The organism is Paenibacillus terrisolis (genome assembly GCF_056171975.1).
In genome coordinates this window covers 1-14,670 of sequence record NZ_JBKFGG010000047.1, presented here as the reverse complement: position 1 = coordinate 14,670, position 14,670 = coordinate 1, and the positions used below count along the sequence as shown (strand labels likewise).

15 protein-coding genes are annotated in these 14,670 nt (G+C 51.6%); 3 read left to right on the top strand and 12 right to left on the bottom strand.

All coding sequences use genetic code 11. The annotated features are described in order from the left end of the window. Positions 1-20: 20 nt before the first annotated feature. Positions 21-932, bottom strand: a complete 912-nt coding sequence (gene modA, locus ACI48K_RS24010; RefSeq protein ID WP_475030169.1) for a molybdate ABC transporter substrate-binding protein — start codon at positions 930-932, stop codon at positions 21-23. A 111-nt stretch (positions 933-1,043) separates the two neighbouring features. On the opposite strand from modA, the gene ACI48K_RS24005 reads away from it, so the two are divergent. Then, on the top strand, positions 1,044-2,018 hold the full coding sequence (locus ACI48K_RS24005) for a substrate-binding domain-containing protein (RefSeq protein WP_475030168.1): 975 nt from the start codon (positions 1,044-1,046) through the stop codon (positions 2,016-2,018). Positions 2,019-2,076: 58 nt separating this feature from the next. On the opposite strand, the gene ACI48K_RS24000 is transcribed toward ACI48K_RS24005, so the two are convergent. From ACI48K_RS24000 to ACI48K_RS23970, 7 genes are all read right to left on the bottom strand, one after another. Further along, complete coding sequence (locus ACI48K_RS24000; RefSeq protein ID WP_475030167.1) at positions 2,077-2,976, bottom strand: 5'-3' exonuclease; 900 nt, start codon at positions 2,974-2,976, stop codon at positions 2,077-2,079. 31 nt (positions 2,977-3,007) lie between these two features. Then, positions 3,008-3,370, bottom strand: coding sequence for an arsenate reductase family protein (locus tag ACI48K_RS23995; protein ID WP_475030166.1), 363 nt, complete (start codon positions 3,368-3,370; stop codon positions 3,008-3,010). Positions 3,371-3,402: 32 nt separating this feature from the next. Further along, positions 3,403-4,368, bottom strand: coding sequence for an RluA family pseudouridine synthase (locus ACI48K_RS23990; protein ID WP_475030165.1), 966 nt, complete (start codon positions 4,366-4,368; stop codon positions 3,403-3,405). After that, the gene (locus tag ACI48K_RS23985; RefSeq protein ID WP_475030164.1) at positions 4,365-4,934 is read right to left on the bottom strand and encodes a cob(I)yrinic acid a,c-diamide adenosyltransferase; all 570 of its coding nucleotides are present in this window, start codon (positions 4,932-4,934) and stop codon (positions 4,365-4,367) included. The genes ACI48K_RS23990 and ACI48K_RS23985 overlap by 4 nt, the downstream gene beginning before the upstream one ends. Positions 4,935-5,098: 164 nt before the next feature. Further along, positions 5,099-5,290, bottom strand: a complete 192-nt coding sequence (locus ACI48K_RS23980; RefSeq protein ID WP_475030199.1) for an aspartyl-phosphate phosphatase Spo0E family protein — start codon at positions 5,288-5,290, stop codon at positions 5,099-5,101. 198 nt (positions 5,291-5,488) lie between these two features. Beyond that, positions 5,489-6,700 (bottom strand): aminotransferase class I/II-fold pyridoxal phosphate-dependent enzyme, encoded by a 1,212-nt coding sequence (locus ACI48K_RS23975; protein WP_475030163.1) that lies wholly within the window; start codon positions 6,698-6,700, stop codon positions 5,489-5,491. A 13-nt stretch (positions 6,701-6,713) separates the two neighbouring features. Further along, positions 6,714-7,214: an Lrp/AsnC family transcriptional regulator gene (locus tag ACI48K_RS23970; RefSeq protein ID WP_475030162.1), complete on the bottom strand. Its 501-nt coding sequence runs from the start codon at positions 7,212-7,214 to the stop codon at positions 6,714-6,716. 293 nt (positions 7,215-7,507) lie between these two features. Between ACI48K_RS23970 and ACI48K_RS23965 the strand changes: the two genes are divergently transcribed. Further along, positions 7,508-8,734 (top strand): NAD(P)/FAD-dependent oxidoreductase, encoded by a 1,227-nt coding sequence (locus tag ACI48K_RS23965; protein ID WP_475030161.1) that lies wholly within the window; start codon positions 7,508-7,510, stop codon positions 8,732-8,734. 14 nt (positions 8,735-8,748) lie between these two features. On the opposite strand, the gene ACI48K_RS23960 is transcribed toward ACI48K_RS23965, so the two are convergent. The 4 genes from ACI48K_RS23960 to ACI48K_RS23945 form a co-directional block, all read right to left on the bottom strand. Further along, entirely contained in the window at positions 8,749-9,951 is a 1,203-nt protein-coding gene (locus tag ACI48K_RS23960; protein ID WP_475030160.1) for an MFS transporter, read from the bottom strand. Positions 9,952-10,070: 119 nt separating this feature from the next. Further along, positions 10,071-10,625, bottom strand: a complete 555-nt coding sequence (locus ACI48K_RS23955; RefSeq protein WP_475030159.1) for a hypothetical protein — start codon at positions 10,623-10,625, stop codon at positions 10,071-10,073. 120 nt (positions 10,626-10,745) lie between these two features. Continuing rightward, positions 10,746-11,162: a DUF350 domain-containing protein gene (locus ACI48K_RS23950; protein ID WP_475030158.1), complete on the bottom strand. Its 417-nt coding sequence runs from the start codon at positions 11,160-11,162 to the stop codon at positions 10,746-10,748. A 19-nt stretch (positions 11,163-11,181) separates the two neighbouring features. Continuing rightward, positions 11,182-13,545 (bottom strand): endonuclease MutS2, encoded by a 2,364-nt coding sequence (locus ACI48K_RS23945; RefSeq protein ID WP_475030157.1) that lies wholly within the window; start codon positions 13,543-13,545, stop codon positions 11,182-11,184. Between the two features lie 157 nt (positions 13,546-13,702). Here ACI48K_RS23945 and ACI48K_RS23940 point away from each other — a divergent pair, with 157 nt between their 5' ends. Further along, complete coding sequence (locus ACI48K_RS23940; protein WP_475030156.1) at positions 13,703-14,071, top strand: phage holin family protein; 369 nt, start codon at positions 13,703-13,705, stop codon at positions 14,069-14,071. Positions 14,072-14,670 lie beyond the last annotated feature (599 nt).

Genomic DNA, 14,670 nt, shown 5'->3' with positions numbered 1-14,670 from the left:
TCACCGAAGGACACCATAACCTATTTGGCTGCGCCGGTAAACCCGTGCTTCAAAAAAACATCCTGGGCTTCCTGGCTTTGCAAATAATCAAGGAAAACCTTGGCTTGATCGGAATAAGAAGTTGCGGTTACGATTCCCCCGGGGTAAACAATGGGATCGTGGTCGGCTTCGTCCACCTGCAGGGCAACCTTGACCTTTGTTGATCCTTGCGCGTCGCTGAGATAGACAAATCCTGCATCCACATTGCCCGTTTCTACATAGGTCAGTACTTGAGTAACGTCTTTGGACAGGACCACTTTGGACTGCAGGCTTTCCCACAACTTCTCGTGATCCAAAGCTTGCTTGGTGTATTGTCCGGCCGGAACGACATCGGGATCGCCTACCGCAATCTTCTTGACGGCAGTCTCTTTAAGATCATCCAATGATTTGGGAACCAGCTGCGCGTCCGTAGGCACGATCAGGACAAGCTGATTTTGCAGAAGCGGCACGCTTTGATCCGCTTGAACAAGCCCTTCTTTGATCAGGGCGTCCATTTGTTTCTGGCCCGCCGAAAGGAACAAATCGGCAGGAGCTCCTTGCTCAATTTGCTTCTGCAGCGAACCGGAAGCGCCTAAATTGAACTGCAGCTTGATGCCCGGATGGCTTTGCTCAAATGCGGTTTGAAGCTCTTTGAGACTGTCTCCAAGACTTGCCGCCGCCGATACGGTCAGTGTCACCGGCTTCTCCGTCGTCTCGGCTGCCTCGTTGGTATTTGCCCCCGCGGATTGGTTGGCATTTGTATCGCTGCCGGCATTTACGTTTGCACTGGCATTTACGTTTGCTCCGGCATTCGTGTCGTTGTTCGCACCGCCGCAAGAAGTCAACAGGCCAAGCAGCAGGGCGATTACGGCTATTGCTCCCCATTTTCGCATGTACGGCAATCGGGTTGTCATGTTTGATTCCTCCTATCCTGGATATCATTTTCAATAAATTATATTATATTTAACTCTATTTGAATATAATTAGATATAATTGATTATAATTAATTTTTCATGGGAGGCCCTATGAACGAAGTTTCCTATACGACCGAGGAAGTCGCCAAGCTGCTGAAAATATCCAAGTTAACCGTTTACGACCTGATCAAAAAGGGCGAGTTGCCCGCTTATCGGGTCGGCAAACAAATGCGGATTGACGCTCCCGATCTGGAATTATACAAGCAGAGAGCAAAAAGCGGAACTGCGCAGCCGCGGCTGAACACGCTCAAAAACACGCCGGAGAATCTCATTTCTCCTGCTTCCGTAAACGAATATACTGCTGACCATACTCATTTACCGAAAACGCTGGTGATCACGGGACAAGATCACAGCCTGGAGCTGCTGTCCCGCCATTTTGAACGAACGGCTCGGGCTTACCGTCCGCTCCGCTCGTATGAAGGCAGTCTCAACAGCCTGATCTCCATGTACCGCGGAGAAAGCGATATCGTCAGCACGCATTTGCTCGACGGAGATACCGGTGAGTATAATCTTCCTTATATCAACCGGATTTTGACCGGCCATTCGTATACGGTTGTCAATCTGGTGCAGCGCACCGCCGGCCTGTACGTCCGCTACGGCAATCCCAAACAGTTCAAAACATGGAGCGATCTCGGCGCAAACGGAATCAAGCTCGTCAACCGGGAAAAGGGTTCCGGCGCCCGGGTTCTGCTGGATGAACAGCTCAGATTACACGGGATGAAGCGGGACCAAATCGAAGGATACGAAAACGAAGAAACAACTCATATGGGGGTTGCCGGTATCATAGCGTCAGGAAAAGCCGATGTGGGGATCGGGATCGAAAACGCACTCTCTTTGATCGGCAACGTCGACTTCATCCCGTTGATCACCGAAAGAGTCGACTTGGTTGTTCTGAACAAGCCGCAAAACCGGGAATGGATAAACCTGCTGCTCCAAACGCTGCAATCCGCCGAATTTCGTCAGGAGCTTTCCGCTATTCGCGGCTATGACCTGTCGTTGACCGGGAAAATTATGTATCAAATCTAAACGAAAAATGGCTGCCGAGTGCATACCCGGTCAGCCATTTTTTTATGTTCACTTCGAGTTACGGAGTCGCGGCAAGTCCCATCCATGCGCTCATGCTTGCCATTTCGAGCTCGTCAAACTTGGAAACGACAAGCGCCGAGTTCATTTCGAACCGGCAGGTGTCCAATCCGCATTCCAGCTCCACGTCGCAGCGGATTTCGGCCAGCTGCCGCGACAGCTTCAGCATGTCCAGATCCGACTCGATTTTGGAACGGATCGATTTCGACAAAGCTTCCAGATTCGCCAAAATCCCTTCGACCGAGCCGTATTCCTGAACCAGCTTCATAGCGGTTTTCTCGCCGATCCCCCGGACTCCGGGGTAGTTGTCGCTCGTATCGCCCATGAGGCCTTTGAGGTCGACGATCTGACTTGGGGTCAGTTGCTTCTCCTCCATCAGCGATTCCGGCGTATATACCATATAGTTGCCATGGCCTTTTTTCATAATGACCACGTTCGTCCGTTCGGTGACCAGCTGCAGCATGTCATGATCACCCGTCAGGATCAAAACGTCCATGTCTTGCTGTCCGAAGCGCGAAGCCAGCGTTCCAATGCAATCGTCAGCTTCAAATCCCGGCGAACTGATGTTGGGAATCCCCAGACTATCCATGACCTCGCGGATCAGGCTGAACTGCGGGATCAGGTCAACCGGCGCGTCCGAGCGATTGCCTTTATAATCAGCAAACTGTTCGGTGCGGAACGTTTTGCTGCCCAAATCCCAGCAGCAGGCGATATGGGAAGGTCCAAACTTCTGAACGGCGTCCCAAAAATAACGCATAAATCCATAGACAGCATTGGTCGGAACCCCCGCTTTCGTCCGCCGGATATACCCGGTGGCCGCAGACGCGTAGTAGGCCCGAAACATAAGCGCCATCCCGTCCACCAGCAATATGCTTTCCTTACTGTTTTGCACAAAAGTCACTTGCCGCCTCACCTTTCTTTTCGATAAAATTTTATTTCGTCCATTCCTGCTCGAATTGCTCTTCCTTGTAGCCTATGGTCACCTTTTTCCCATCCGTTACGATCGGGCGTTTGACCAGCATGCCGTTTGACGAAAGCAGCGAAATTTGCTCCTCACGCGACAAATTCGGCAGCTTGTCCTTCAGGCCAAGCTCTTTATAAACCTCGCCGCTGGTATTGAAAAACTTTTTGAGTTCAAGACCGCTCAACTCAATCAGCTTTGCAAGCTCCTTTTCGCCGGGCGGCTCCTCTTTAAGATTGTGCAGTTCCACGTCTCTGCCTTTCGAACCTAAAGATTTTAACGCGTTTCGGCATGTGCCGCATTTCGGGTAATGATAAACCACGAGATCGCTCATTTTCTTATCCTCCTGCATGGATCGCTTTCACTTTAGTGAACTTCCGCCATTTTGCTCTGCAGCTGCTGCATATCGGGCGGCAACGAAGACGTAAACGTCAAAGGCTCCCCGCTTAACGGGTGACGAAAGCCCAGTTCAGATGCGTGCAGCGCCTGCCTTCCGATCCATTCGTCCATGGCCGTAACGCCCGTGTGACCGTTAGCCGCCTCACGCTCCGCCCCCACCTCCGGCAACCGGTACAGCTTGTCCCCGATGAGCGGATGGCCGATTGAAGTCATATGCACCCGGATTTGGTGTGTCCGGCCGCTGCCCAAGCGAATATCTACCCTTGAGCCAGGACCGATACGCTCCATCACCTTGTAAAAAGTAATGGCCGGATAACCCGTTTCCATCACGATCCGCCGATGCGGTTCTTCCGGATCGCGGTCGATGGGGCCGTCAATGACGCCTTCTTCCGGCTCCGGACAGCCGTACACCAAAGCGGTATACTTCTTCGTGACCTCACCGGCGATGAGCTGTTCGGAGATATGCTGGTGGACGTAGGCGTTTTTGGCAATGGCCAAGAGGCCGCTGGTCTCCTGATCCAAACGGTGTACCGGCCGAAAGCGGAACATCTCGCCCTTCTGCTGCCAATAATGAACTACGCCATTGGCCAGCGTATCCGTGTAATGCCCGTGCGTTGGATGAACGATCATCCCCGCCGCTTTATTGACAACGAGCAGCGCTTCGTCTTCGAAAACGATATCGAAAGCGATGGCTTGCGGCAGAATGTCTTCCGAGGTTTCTTTTTCCAGCGCGATCGCCACCGTGTCTCCCGTTTTGACGAATTCGCTGATATACACTCTGGTTCCGTTCAGCATTACGCCGCGTTCCGTCAGCTTGATTCTGGAAAGCAACTTGCGCGAAACGCCCAAACGGCGCTGAAGCACGGATTTGACCTGCCAGCCGTTCTCCTGCTCGGTAATTCGAAATTCTATCGGTGCGTAATATCCGGTCATGACTTGTTGCCAAACACCTTCCTGCCTCGCGCATATTCGACGTCCGGCATCTGCTGGCGCGCGTTGGCGGCGCGGGCGGCGGCAAAGAAATAATCCGACAGACGATTGAGATATTTCATCACATTCTGGTTGACATCCGTTCCGCGGCTGAGCGTAATCGCCCGGCGTTCGGCGCGGCGGCAAACGGTTCTGCAAATATGCAGCGCCGAAGAAAGCGGGGTTCCTCCCGGCAAAATGAATTTCTCCAGCGGGGGGTTCTCTTCCTCGAAGCGGTCGATCCAAGCCTCCAGCCGGCCTGACTTATCCTCCGTCATTTTGTAACGATTTTCCGACAACCGGACATAAGCCAGATCCGAGCCGCAGTCAAACAACTCTTGCTGAATCTCCAGCAATTGTTCCCTCAGATCATCAAACTCCTGCGAGACCGCCAGGGCCGCAGCTTGCCCGACAAAGCTGTTCAGCTCATCGATGGATCCGTAAGCCTCTATGCGAACATCATCCTTATACACTCTTCCGCCGATGATCGAGGTTTCCCCCTGATCGCCCGTACGCGTATAAATAGGCATTTTCATCTCTCCCTCTGACACCCAATTCAATCGCTTCTACGTACCATTTTACCACAAAAACGCTTTCCGTTTCCGTTCTGCCGGATGTCGGATCGGAAAAAGTGAACAGCAAAAAAGGGGCTCCCGAGGAAGCCCCCTTGCATTCCAGATTAACCAATACAATTCTATCTGTCCTTCTGGGCCGTTTTCATAAACTCGTTGATTTTCAAATCCAGCAAACTACTGATTTCAATAACGATGTCTGATGTAAACGATTTTTCCTGGAGGAAAAGCTTCTCCATTTTACTGCGAAGCAGATGAATCTCGTCCTCCAAGGTAACTGCTTGTGGTGAAGTCGCCCGCTTCCTTCCAACCATCCATTGCTTTGCATTATTGCCTTCAGCGATTAATAAACCTGTCATTTCGAATGGCAGATTATATTCACCACAGTGCAAGTTAATCCCTCCCTGAGCAACTAAAACCTTCCTTCCGAAACAAAATTATAACATGTCCCTTGGGAAATAATCAAACAAAAAATGAAATGGATTCTAAAATAGCCAATTTTCGACAGATAACTACAAACCCAGCTTTACTTTATGAACAAACTGTCCCATCCGGTGCAGCGCTTCATTGAGTTGATTAACGCCTGTCGCATAGGAACAGCGAAGAAAGCCTTCGCCTCCGGCTCCGAACACGTTGCCGGGAACGGCGGCAACCTTGGCTTCCAGCAACAGCCGCTGGGCAAATTGCTCCGAGGTCAAGCCGGTGGATTCAACGCTGGGGAACGCATAAAAAGCGCCTTCCGGCTCATGGCAGGATAATCCGATATCCCGCAGTCCCTGTACAACCAGTCTTCTGCGCTGATTATAAGAGGCGATCATATGGTCTTTTTCCTCCAGACCGTTTTTCAGCGCTTCCAGCGCGGCGACTTGCCCCATAACCGGAGCGCACATCACGGTGTATTGATGAATTTTGAGCATGGCATATATGAGATCCGGATGCCCGCAAGCATAACCCATACGCCAGCCTGTCATCGCAAACGCCTTGGAAAATCCGTTCACGAGGATCGTGCGATCCTTCATTCCGGGAATGGAGGCGAAGCTTACATGCTTCGAACCGTACGTCAATTCGGAATAAATTTCATCCGAAATGACAATAAGATCATGCTCCTCTACTACCTTCGCAATAGGCAGCCAATCCTCGTATGTCATGATTCCGCCCGTCGGGTTGCTCGGATAGTTCAGGATGAGCACCTTGGATTTTGGCGTAATGTTCGCTTTGAGATGCTCCGCCTGAAGCTTAAAATTGTTGCGGGCATAGGTCTCGATTTCGATCGGCACTCCTCCGCCGATAGATACGATTGGCGAGTAGGAAATATAGCAGGGAACCGGAATCAGAATCTCGTCCCCCGGTTCAATCAAAGCGCGCAGCGCGAGATCGATCGCTTCGCTCCCGCCGACCGTAACGAGAATTTCATCTTTGGGATTATATTTCACCGCATAGCTGTCATGCAAATACTCGGCAATCGCTTCCCGCAGCTCCGGCGTACCCGCATTGGACGTATAGCTTGTATATCCCCTTTCCAGCGAATACACGCAAGCTTCGCGCACATGCCAAGGGGTGATGAAATCGGGTTCGCCCACGCCCAGTGTAATGATATCTTTGCTCCCGCTGGCCAAATCGAAGAACCGGCGAATGCCGGAGGGTTGAATCTCGTTAACCCGGGGAGCCAAATATGAAGTCATCGTTTTGCCCGACTGCCCAGCCTGCTGTGAATTCACGCTCATAACATAACTTCCTTTACGGTGATATCAACAGACGGCGGTCCTCTTCGGGATCTTCGAAAATAACGCCGTCCTGCTTATATTTTTTCAGAATAAAGTGTGTTTTGGTGGATAAAACCGATTCCAGCGTCGATAATTTCTCGGAAACGAAGCTGGCTACTTCCTTCAGGTTCCGTCCCTCGACCTCTACAAGCAGATCGTATGCGCCGGACATCAGGTACACCGACTTGACCTGCGGAAACAAATATACCCGTTCCGCGATCGCTTCAAAACCGCGTCCCCGTTCCGGGGTGATCTGCACTTCGATCAGCGCCGTCACCTTCTCGTCATCCAGTTTGCTGGAATTAATAACGGTAGCGTATTTTACGATCACATGGTCTTCTTCCATCTCGGTAATCGCCGCCGCCACTTCTTCCGGAGACACGCCCAGCAGCGTCGCCAGTAAATTCGGATCCCGGCGGGCGTCCTCTTTCAGGAGATCCAGCACTTTCAGCTTCAGTTCGCTTAATTGATTCATACCTTCATCCTCCAGCGCTGTTTCCGACAAAGCACCGGTTTAACCGCTTTCCGGTGGTTTCGGAAATTAAATTTAATAACTATATTACATGAATTTCGGACTCCTGCAAAGAAGAACCGTCCATTCGGGGTAAGGTTTTCATGATCGGAAGATTCACCCGTTTGGGCTAGGGTCCTCTAAATTATTCAAGGAATATTATGTTCCCCTCCGTTAGGCGATATGTGGTTCCCCTTCTGGTTATAATGAGGTCATCCCATCATCTACAAATGGAGGAAAGGAACGATTAATCCCGAATGAAACTCCATACCGGAACCTATTATTGGCCGGGCACGATATCCCGAATTCCCGGATATCCTGCGCTGCACCAGGATCTGACCTGCGATTGTCTGATTATCGGCGGTGGAATTGGAGGTGCTCTGTGCGCCTACTTGCTCTCGCTTAGAGGAGTAAAGACGGTGTTGGCCGATCGCCGTGCCATTGCCGGCGGCAGCTCGATGGCCAGCACCGGGCTGATTCAGCAAGCAAGCGATAAAACGCTGTCCTCCTGCATTCACTCTTTCGGAGAAGAAGCGGCGGTCCATTTTTACCGGCTCTGTGAGCAGGCTTTGACACGACTGAGGGAGATTGATGAAAAGCTGGGTGGGGAGCCGGATTTTATCATGCGTCCAAGCTTATATTTGGCCAGCTCGGAAGAAGATTTGAAGATGCTCGGCGAGGAATGCGAAACCTTGCGGCGCTACGGGTTTGATGCAGTCTGGAGAAGCAGGGAAGAAATCGAGAAATATTTTCCGTTCAGCAAGCCCGGGGCCATATGGACAGAACGCGACGGGGAGATGAATCCCTTTTCTTTCATTCATAAGCTTGTCAAACAAGCTTCTATTCAAGGCGCCCAAATCTTGGAGCAGACGCCTATCGATGGGTTTGAGTTTGAGAAAACCCGGGTTGTATGCCGATCGGGTTCCCATCAAATATTCGCAAAACAGGTTATTATCGCCACCGGATACGAAACACAGCAATTCAAAAAGGACCGGGGGGCCAAATTAACCTGCACTTACGCTATTGTGACGGAACCGGCCGAGTCTTTGGATGATTGGTACGAGCAATGCCTGATATGGGAAACGGCAAGGCCTTATTTCTATATGAGAACAACGCCCGACAGAAGGCTAATGGCGGGAGGATTGGACGAACCGCTGCGGCGAGGCTTACTGGAAGAGGGGCGGCATCTGCACCAGGGGCAAAAGTTGCTCGCGGAGGTTCATCGGATGTTCCCCGGCTACGCTCAACTTTCGTCGGCTTTTTCCTGGGGAGCCGTGTTTGGAAACAGCCGGGACGGGCTCCCGTTTATCGGGCCTCACCCCAAATATCCGCGGTGCCTTTTTCTTGAAGGATATGGAGGGAACGGTACCTCATGCAGCATGTTCGCCGCCGACATGATCGCCGATCTCTTGACCGGGACGCCGCGGCCGGATATGGAAATTTTCTCATTGACGAGACCTTCAAAAACAATGCCGCCCCATTGATTAACATCAAATCATCAAACAGCCTTAACATTGTCTTTCAGCAATTTGCGCATAGCCAGCCAGGCCAATAACGGTGTTGCCCCCAGACCAAGCATCAGCCATGTAATCGTAACCATATGCGGGTATAGCGAAAACACAAAGATGAACAGCAGGGTTCCCAGGAGCCGTCCTACCGTAATGCTCAATTCGCGCAGGACAATCAGTTCTACGCGTTTTTCCACGCTTTCGCGGTTATTTCCGATGAGATCGAAAACGGAGGAGACGACTGGAATCAGATACAACGGCAGAAAAAGCGAAGTCCCCGTGCCAAAAATCATCAAGGTCGTGAAATTCACCTTCCACAGCAGAGGAATGATAACCAGGGTAATCAGAAAAGCCCCTGCAAGCATGCCCGCATAACGGAACTTGACCTTAAGCCATTTGCCTACGGCCCAGAAGCTTACCAAAGAGACCAGTGAAGTTACCAGGGAGAACTGGCCGATTCTCCATTCCGCCGAAGTACTGATAAAAATCAGCAAATTGATCAGAAAAGAAAAAACGCCCTCCCGAAGCCCATGCGCCGCCGAAGCGGGAGCCGCCTGACGCCAGGGGTTTCCTCGCCCGAGCTGCTTAACCGGCTCCAACCAGCGGTATGTGCTGCCCTGATCCCTTTTTTTCAAGAAAAAGCTCAGCAGCATACCTACGCCATATACCACAAGCGAGATAGTAAAAATCAGCCGATAGCCCCGTTCCCCATGGAGAGAAGAAATCAGCCAGCCTGACAGCAGCGGTCCGAATATGCCGATGGCCGAACCCAAAATGCCAACCCAGCCGTTGAAACGGTCCCGCGTCTCCAGATCCGTCACCTCGAAATAAACGACGTTGAAGGCAAGCCAAAACAGCCCGGATCCGAGGCCAAACAGCAAACCAAGCGGCCAGATGAAATCGACCGTATGCCTTCCCGTCCATAGCACAAGCAAATAAAAAACTCCGGAAATAATGATGCCAAGACGCAGAAAAATCATTTTGTCGCGCTCTTTTACCCATTTTCCGGCAATCCAGAAGGTTAATCCAAGCGCCAGCTGCTGGGCGAACGTAAACCATCCGATCAGGTCGAAATCCTGCTTAACCTTCCAGATATATACGTTCAAAAACGTCCCCGACAGTGCTCCGGCAAGCACAAACAATCCGTTAACCGCCAGAAGCAGGACGGATTGGCCGTTAAGTCGTTTGCTCATGAATTCGCTCCTCCTGGTTCATCGTTATCCCAGTAAGATGCCCAAAAACCGGTGAAGCATAACAAAAAACGAGGTCCCCCGCAAGGAGCCCCGTTTTTGCTCTGAAACCGAATTTTTCCTTATTTTCTTTCTTCCTGGCTTACGTTCCGAATCAGATGAATCCGATCTTCTTCGGACAAAAACGTGCTGACGTGAAAGCATGCCGAACAAACATAAACATTCACTTCAGCGGATTCGCGAACAATCGGATGTTTCAGCCCGGTCGGGATCATCGGTTCAAAACCGCCCGCCGCAAGAGGCCTTTTACCCGCGAACACCATGTATTCCCGGCAATGCGGGCATTCCGGCACTTCGTCCTGTCCGTCGAGCAGCTTCTCCACGCCGGTCTCATAAGCGAGCAAATCTCCGCCCTCGGCGGTGTATGCCTCAATTCGGCGAATTGCCCCCAGATGGGATGTTTCATCCTCTTCCCAAAAGCCGGAATTGTCGGAATTATCGGAATCCTCGTCCTCGTCATCCTCTTCTTCCTCAAAATCCTCCTCGTTGCCAAGCTGTATGTTTATGGTGCGATAGCCTTTGAGCTCATTATGGCAATGAGGGCATTCTTCTTCAGGTCCAAGCTCCTCATCCCATACAATTTCAGTCTGACACCATGGGCAAATCGTCGTTTCCATTTTTCGCCTTCCCTTCCTTTGCAATTAAACATTCGATAAATAAATGATGCCTGCGGCCAGAAACAGTATAGCGGCCGCAAACAAAATTCTGACCAGATTTTTCATGCAGCACCTACTCCTTTAGCCGATGCAGGCTCCGATTAAAAAGGATACCGATATGGATACCGCCATCGATATGAATCCCACGCTGAGATTCCCGGCGGCGATTTCCCGGTCGATATGAAAAACCGGCGTCAAAAATTCAAATAAAATGTAGGCTGCGAACAGCAGCACAGCGCCGATGAACGACCATATCATGAAATCGTAAATCATCGGCTCCTCAGCCGCATAGCGAATAATATTGCTAAGTCCGAATATTTTCCCCGCGGTGGCGAAAGAAGCCGCCAAATTGCCGTTTTTGATCTCCTGCCAGCACCGGTATCGCGATACCAGCTCAAAGCAGGACAAAAACACAATCAATTCCAGCACGGCCACGGAAAAATAACCGACCATCATCCCGTAAGGCATCTCAAGCAGAGGATCAATGTTTTCTTTCAAAATCGTCCTCTCCTCCCCGTTATTTCAGTTCGGCCACCGTAACTCCGGTTCCGCCCTCTCCGTAATTTCCGAGACGGTAACTCTTGATATGCTTGTGTCTGCGCAAATAATCCGAAATTCCGGTCCGCAAAATTCCTGTGCCTTTTCCATGTATGATGTAAACCTGGCCGAGATTGCCGAGATAAGCCTCGTCGATAAAGCGGTCGACCTCGATCAGAGCCTCCTCCAGATTCGAACCGCGCAAATCAAGCTCGCTGCGGACATTCTCGTCCCGGGTACGCTTGACGTTCGCGGCGGTTCGCTGCAGCGGTTTGCTGACCGGGGCGGCGTTCACAAGCTCCATGTCATCGAGGCTAACCTTCATCTTCATGATGCCCAACTGCACGACGGCTTCTTTGCCTGCGAGCTCCACCACGCTGCCTTTTTGATTCAAGCTGTAGACCATGACTTCATCGCCCGGCTCAATCTGCCGCGGCGGCTTCGCCGCCTTGCGTGCCGTTCCGGCCTTTTTGCGGCGTTGCGGCTCCGCTTCATCCAGCTGTTTGCGTGCCGCAATCAACTTGTGCTCCTTCACCGAAGCGCCTTCCTCCAGAGCAAGCTTACGCAAATCGTCAATGATCCGCTCCGCTTCGCTCCGGGCCTTGGCAATGATTGCAGCAGCCTCCTCTTCAGCCTTATCGATCCGCCGGTCCTTTTGCTGCTCCAGCTTTTCGAGTTCGGCCTCTTGCCGGCTTCGCAGCGCCTCGAGCTCGCGCCGCAGCTTTTCGGCCGTTTCCCGCTCCTGCTCCGCACCAAGCCGGTTTTGCTCCAGCGAAGCAATCATATTCTCCACGCGCATATCCTCTTCCGTGACTTCGCCGCGGGCATACTCGAGAATGCCTTCGGGCAAGCCCAGCCGCTCCGCAATGGCAAAAGCGTTGCTTCGGCCCGGAACGCCAACGAGCAGCCGATAAGTCGGACTCAGCGTATTCACATCGAACTCCATGCTCGCGTTGATCACGCCTTTGCGTTCGTAAGCGTAGGCTTTTAGCTCGCTATAGTGCGTTGTGGCCACCATCCGGCTGCCCATTGTGTGGATGTGCTCCAAGATAGCGATAGCCAGCGCCGAACCCTCGGCGGGATCGGTTCCTGCCCCAAGTTCATCGAGCAGGACAAGACTTTTCGGCGTCATTTTCGCCAGAATCGAAATAATGTTTGTCATGTGGCTGGAGAAAGTACTGAGGCTTTGCTCAATGCTCTGCTCGTCGCCGATATCGGCGTATATCGCGTCAAACACGCACAGCTGACTGCCTTCTTCGGCCGGAATAAACAAGCCTGACATTGCCATCAGGCTGAGAAGACCAATCGTTTTGAGCGTGACGGTTTTCCCGCCGGTATTCGGCCCCGTTACGATAATGGTCGTATACTGATTGCCCAGCTCGACGTCGATCGGAACAACCTGATCCGGGTTGATTAACGGATGGCGTCCTTTTTTCAGCTTCAGAAATCCGCGGTCGTTCATTCGCGGCAATGTTCCCTTTAATTCCCGGGCCAATCTTGCTTTAGCGAAAATAAAATCAAGCTGGGCGAGCACGTCGCTGTCGTACAATAGCAGCTCTGCCTGCTCACCAACCAAAGCGGTCAGCTTCTGCAAAATCACTTCGATTTCGCGTTCCTCCCGCATCCGGGTTTCCCTGAGCTTGTTATTCATCGCCACAATGGATTCCGGCTCGATGAACAAGGTTGCGCCCGATCCGGATTGGTCGTGCACGATGCCGCCAAAATGCGAGCGGTATTCCGCTTTGACGGGAATTACGAACCGATCGCCGCGAATCGTGATGAGCTGATCCTGCAGCATTTTGGATACCGTTGACGAACGGATCATCGCATCCAGCTTCTCGCGGATTCGCACTTCACCGCCACGCAGCTCGCGCCGAATTTGAGCCAGTTCCGCGCTGGCGGAGTCCATGACCTCGCTGCTCTCGTCAATGCAGCGTTTGATCGCGTCCTCGAGCGGCTTCTGCTCGCTAAGGCCGTCGCTGAGCGTAAAGAGAAGCTCAACCGGTTCATCCTCATGCATGGCGGAGATAAACCGCTTGATCCGGCGGCCGGCCTCAAGCGTCGTAGCCACGCCCAGCAGCTCGTGAGGATTCAGCGTCCCGCCGATCCGCGCCCGTTTGACGGCCGGCGTTATATCCACGATTCCCCCGAAGCTAGGCGCTCCTTTCAGCCGATCAACCTTAAACGATTCGTCCGTCGCCTGCAGCAGGCGTTTCACTTCATTCAGTTCGGTTACCGGAGAGAGCGATTCGGCCTCGCGTTTGCCGAGTGGCGTCTGGGAAAATTTCACCAGCTGATCTATAATTTTTTGATATTCCATTGTTTTTAAAATTTTTGCGTCCAAGAACTTTCACAACTCCCCTCGGGCTATGATCCCATTATAACGAAACCATTCATTTTTCGCCATTTCGCAAGCGATGCACATAAGAAGCAGCCATGTGGAACATGATAATTACGTATAGCCAAACGTACTTAATTTTTTAAAAGGAGGCTATGTAACCATGCATTTTCTGGGACACGTCGTACGATTCATCGTCTCCGCCATCGTCTTGATGGTCGTGGGATGGCTTGTACCCCAATTCAGTGTCGGCGGTTTCGGCAGCGCCCTGCTGCTGGCTCTCGTCATTGCCCTTCTCGGATGGGCCATTGAAGGCATTTTCGGGACGAGAGTCACCCCGTTTGGACGCGGAATCGTCGGTTTTCTAACGAGTGCGCTTGTGATCTGGCTGGCCCAGTTCATTATTTCAGGCGTATCCGTTTCCATCATCGGCGCTCTTCTCGCTGCTCTGGTGGTCGGGATCATCGACCTGTTTATCCCTGTGGCAACGCCGTTTGACGCGGCCAAAGACAAAGAAAAGTCTTCCCGTTAAAAGGCCGGGGAACAGCAAGAGGGTGTCCAAAAGTCATCTATGATGGCTTTGGGGCACCCTCTAAAACTTATCATTACAATAAAAAGCAGAAAAATACTGCCGGATCGCTACCAGGTGTATCAGATCGAATTCGAGAATTTGCATCGGCAAAAGTAGTTATAAATGGTCTGCTCTGGTCAACGACGTCCCCAAAACATCGCCGCATCCCTCCGCATTCATGCCCCCGGCACTTAAAATAGCGGTATTTTGTGGCCTTATTTCCACGGGAAAGGCTTCATCCTGAATGAATTGCGCCGATTTATGGCCTTATTCCTTCGGAAAAGTTTCTTTTTCCTCCCGATTTTGAACGCTTATCCGAAAATAACACCCTTTTGCGCCGCTATTATGAGGAAAATACGGTTTTGGAGTGAAATAAGGTCCTTTCGTATTATCAGGTTAGCCAGAATTTTTGGTTGGCCTTTTTTTATGGTCGTTTTACGATGGAAGTAGCCGGGAGAACGTAGCGGTCTTAGGGGGACTATACCCCGTCCATAAAACTGTTCTCCTACTACCTCCAATGACCATGTTTGAGCTGGTTGAGGCATTGGACCTCGAATCAC

What these genes read in the sequence shown, in the direction of transcription:
- ACI48K_RS23985 (WP_475030164.1), bottom strand. Translation starts at nt 4,934, where the DNA reads ATGCCTATTTATACGCGTACGGGCGATCAGGGGGAAACCTCGATCATC.
- ACI48K_RS23965 (WP_475030161.1), top strand. Translation starts at nt 7,508, where the DNA reads ATGAAACTCCATACCGGAACCTATTATTGGCCGGGCACGATATCCCGA.
- ACI48K_RS23975 (WP_475030163.1), bottom strand. Translation starts at nt 6,700, where the DNA reads ATGAGCGTGAATTCACAGCAGGCTGGGCAGTCGGGCAAAACGATGACT.
- ACI48K_RS23955 (WP_475030159.1), bottom strand. Translation starts at nt 10,625, where the DNA reads ATGGAAACGACGATTTGCCCATGGTGTCAGACTGAAATTGTATGGGAT.
- ACI48K_RS23990 (WP_475030165.1), bottom strand. Translation starts at nt 4,368, where the DNA reads ATGACCGGATATTACGCACCGATAGAATTTCGAATTACCGAGCAGGAG.
- ACI48K_RS23940 (WP_475030156.1), top strand. Translation starts at nt 13,703, where the DNA reads ATGCATTTTCTGGGACACGTCGTACGATTCATCGTCTCCGCCATCGTC.
- modA (WP_475030169.1), bottom strand. Translation starts at nt 932, where the DNA reads ATGACAACCCGATTGCCGTACATGCGAAAATGGGGAGCAATAGCCGTA.
- ACI48K_RS23980 (WP_475030199.1), bottom strand. Translation starts at nt 5,290, where the DNA reads ATGGTTGGAAGGAAGCGGGCGACTTCACCACAAGCAGTTACCTTGGAG.
- ACI48K_RS24005 (WP_475030168.1), top strand. Translation starts at nt 1,044, where the DNA reads ATGAACGAAGTTTCCTATACGACCGAGGAAGTCGCCAAGCTGCTGAAA.
- ACI48K_RS23995 (WP_475030166.1), bottom strand. Translation starts at nt 3,370, where the DNA reads ATGAGCGATCTCGTGGTTTATCATTACCCGAAATGCGGCACATGCCGA.
- ACI48K_RS23960 (WP_475030160.1), bottom strand. Translation starts at nt 9,951, where the DNA reads ATGAGCAAACGACTTAACGGCCAATCCGTCCTGCTTCTGGCGGTTAAC.
- ACI48K_RS23970 (WP_475030162.1), bottom strand. Translation starts at nt 7,214, where the DNA reads ATGAATCAATTAAGCGAACTGAAGCTGAAAGTGCTGGATCTCCTGAAA.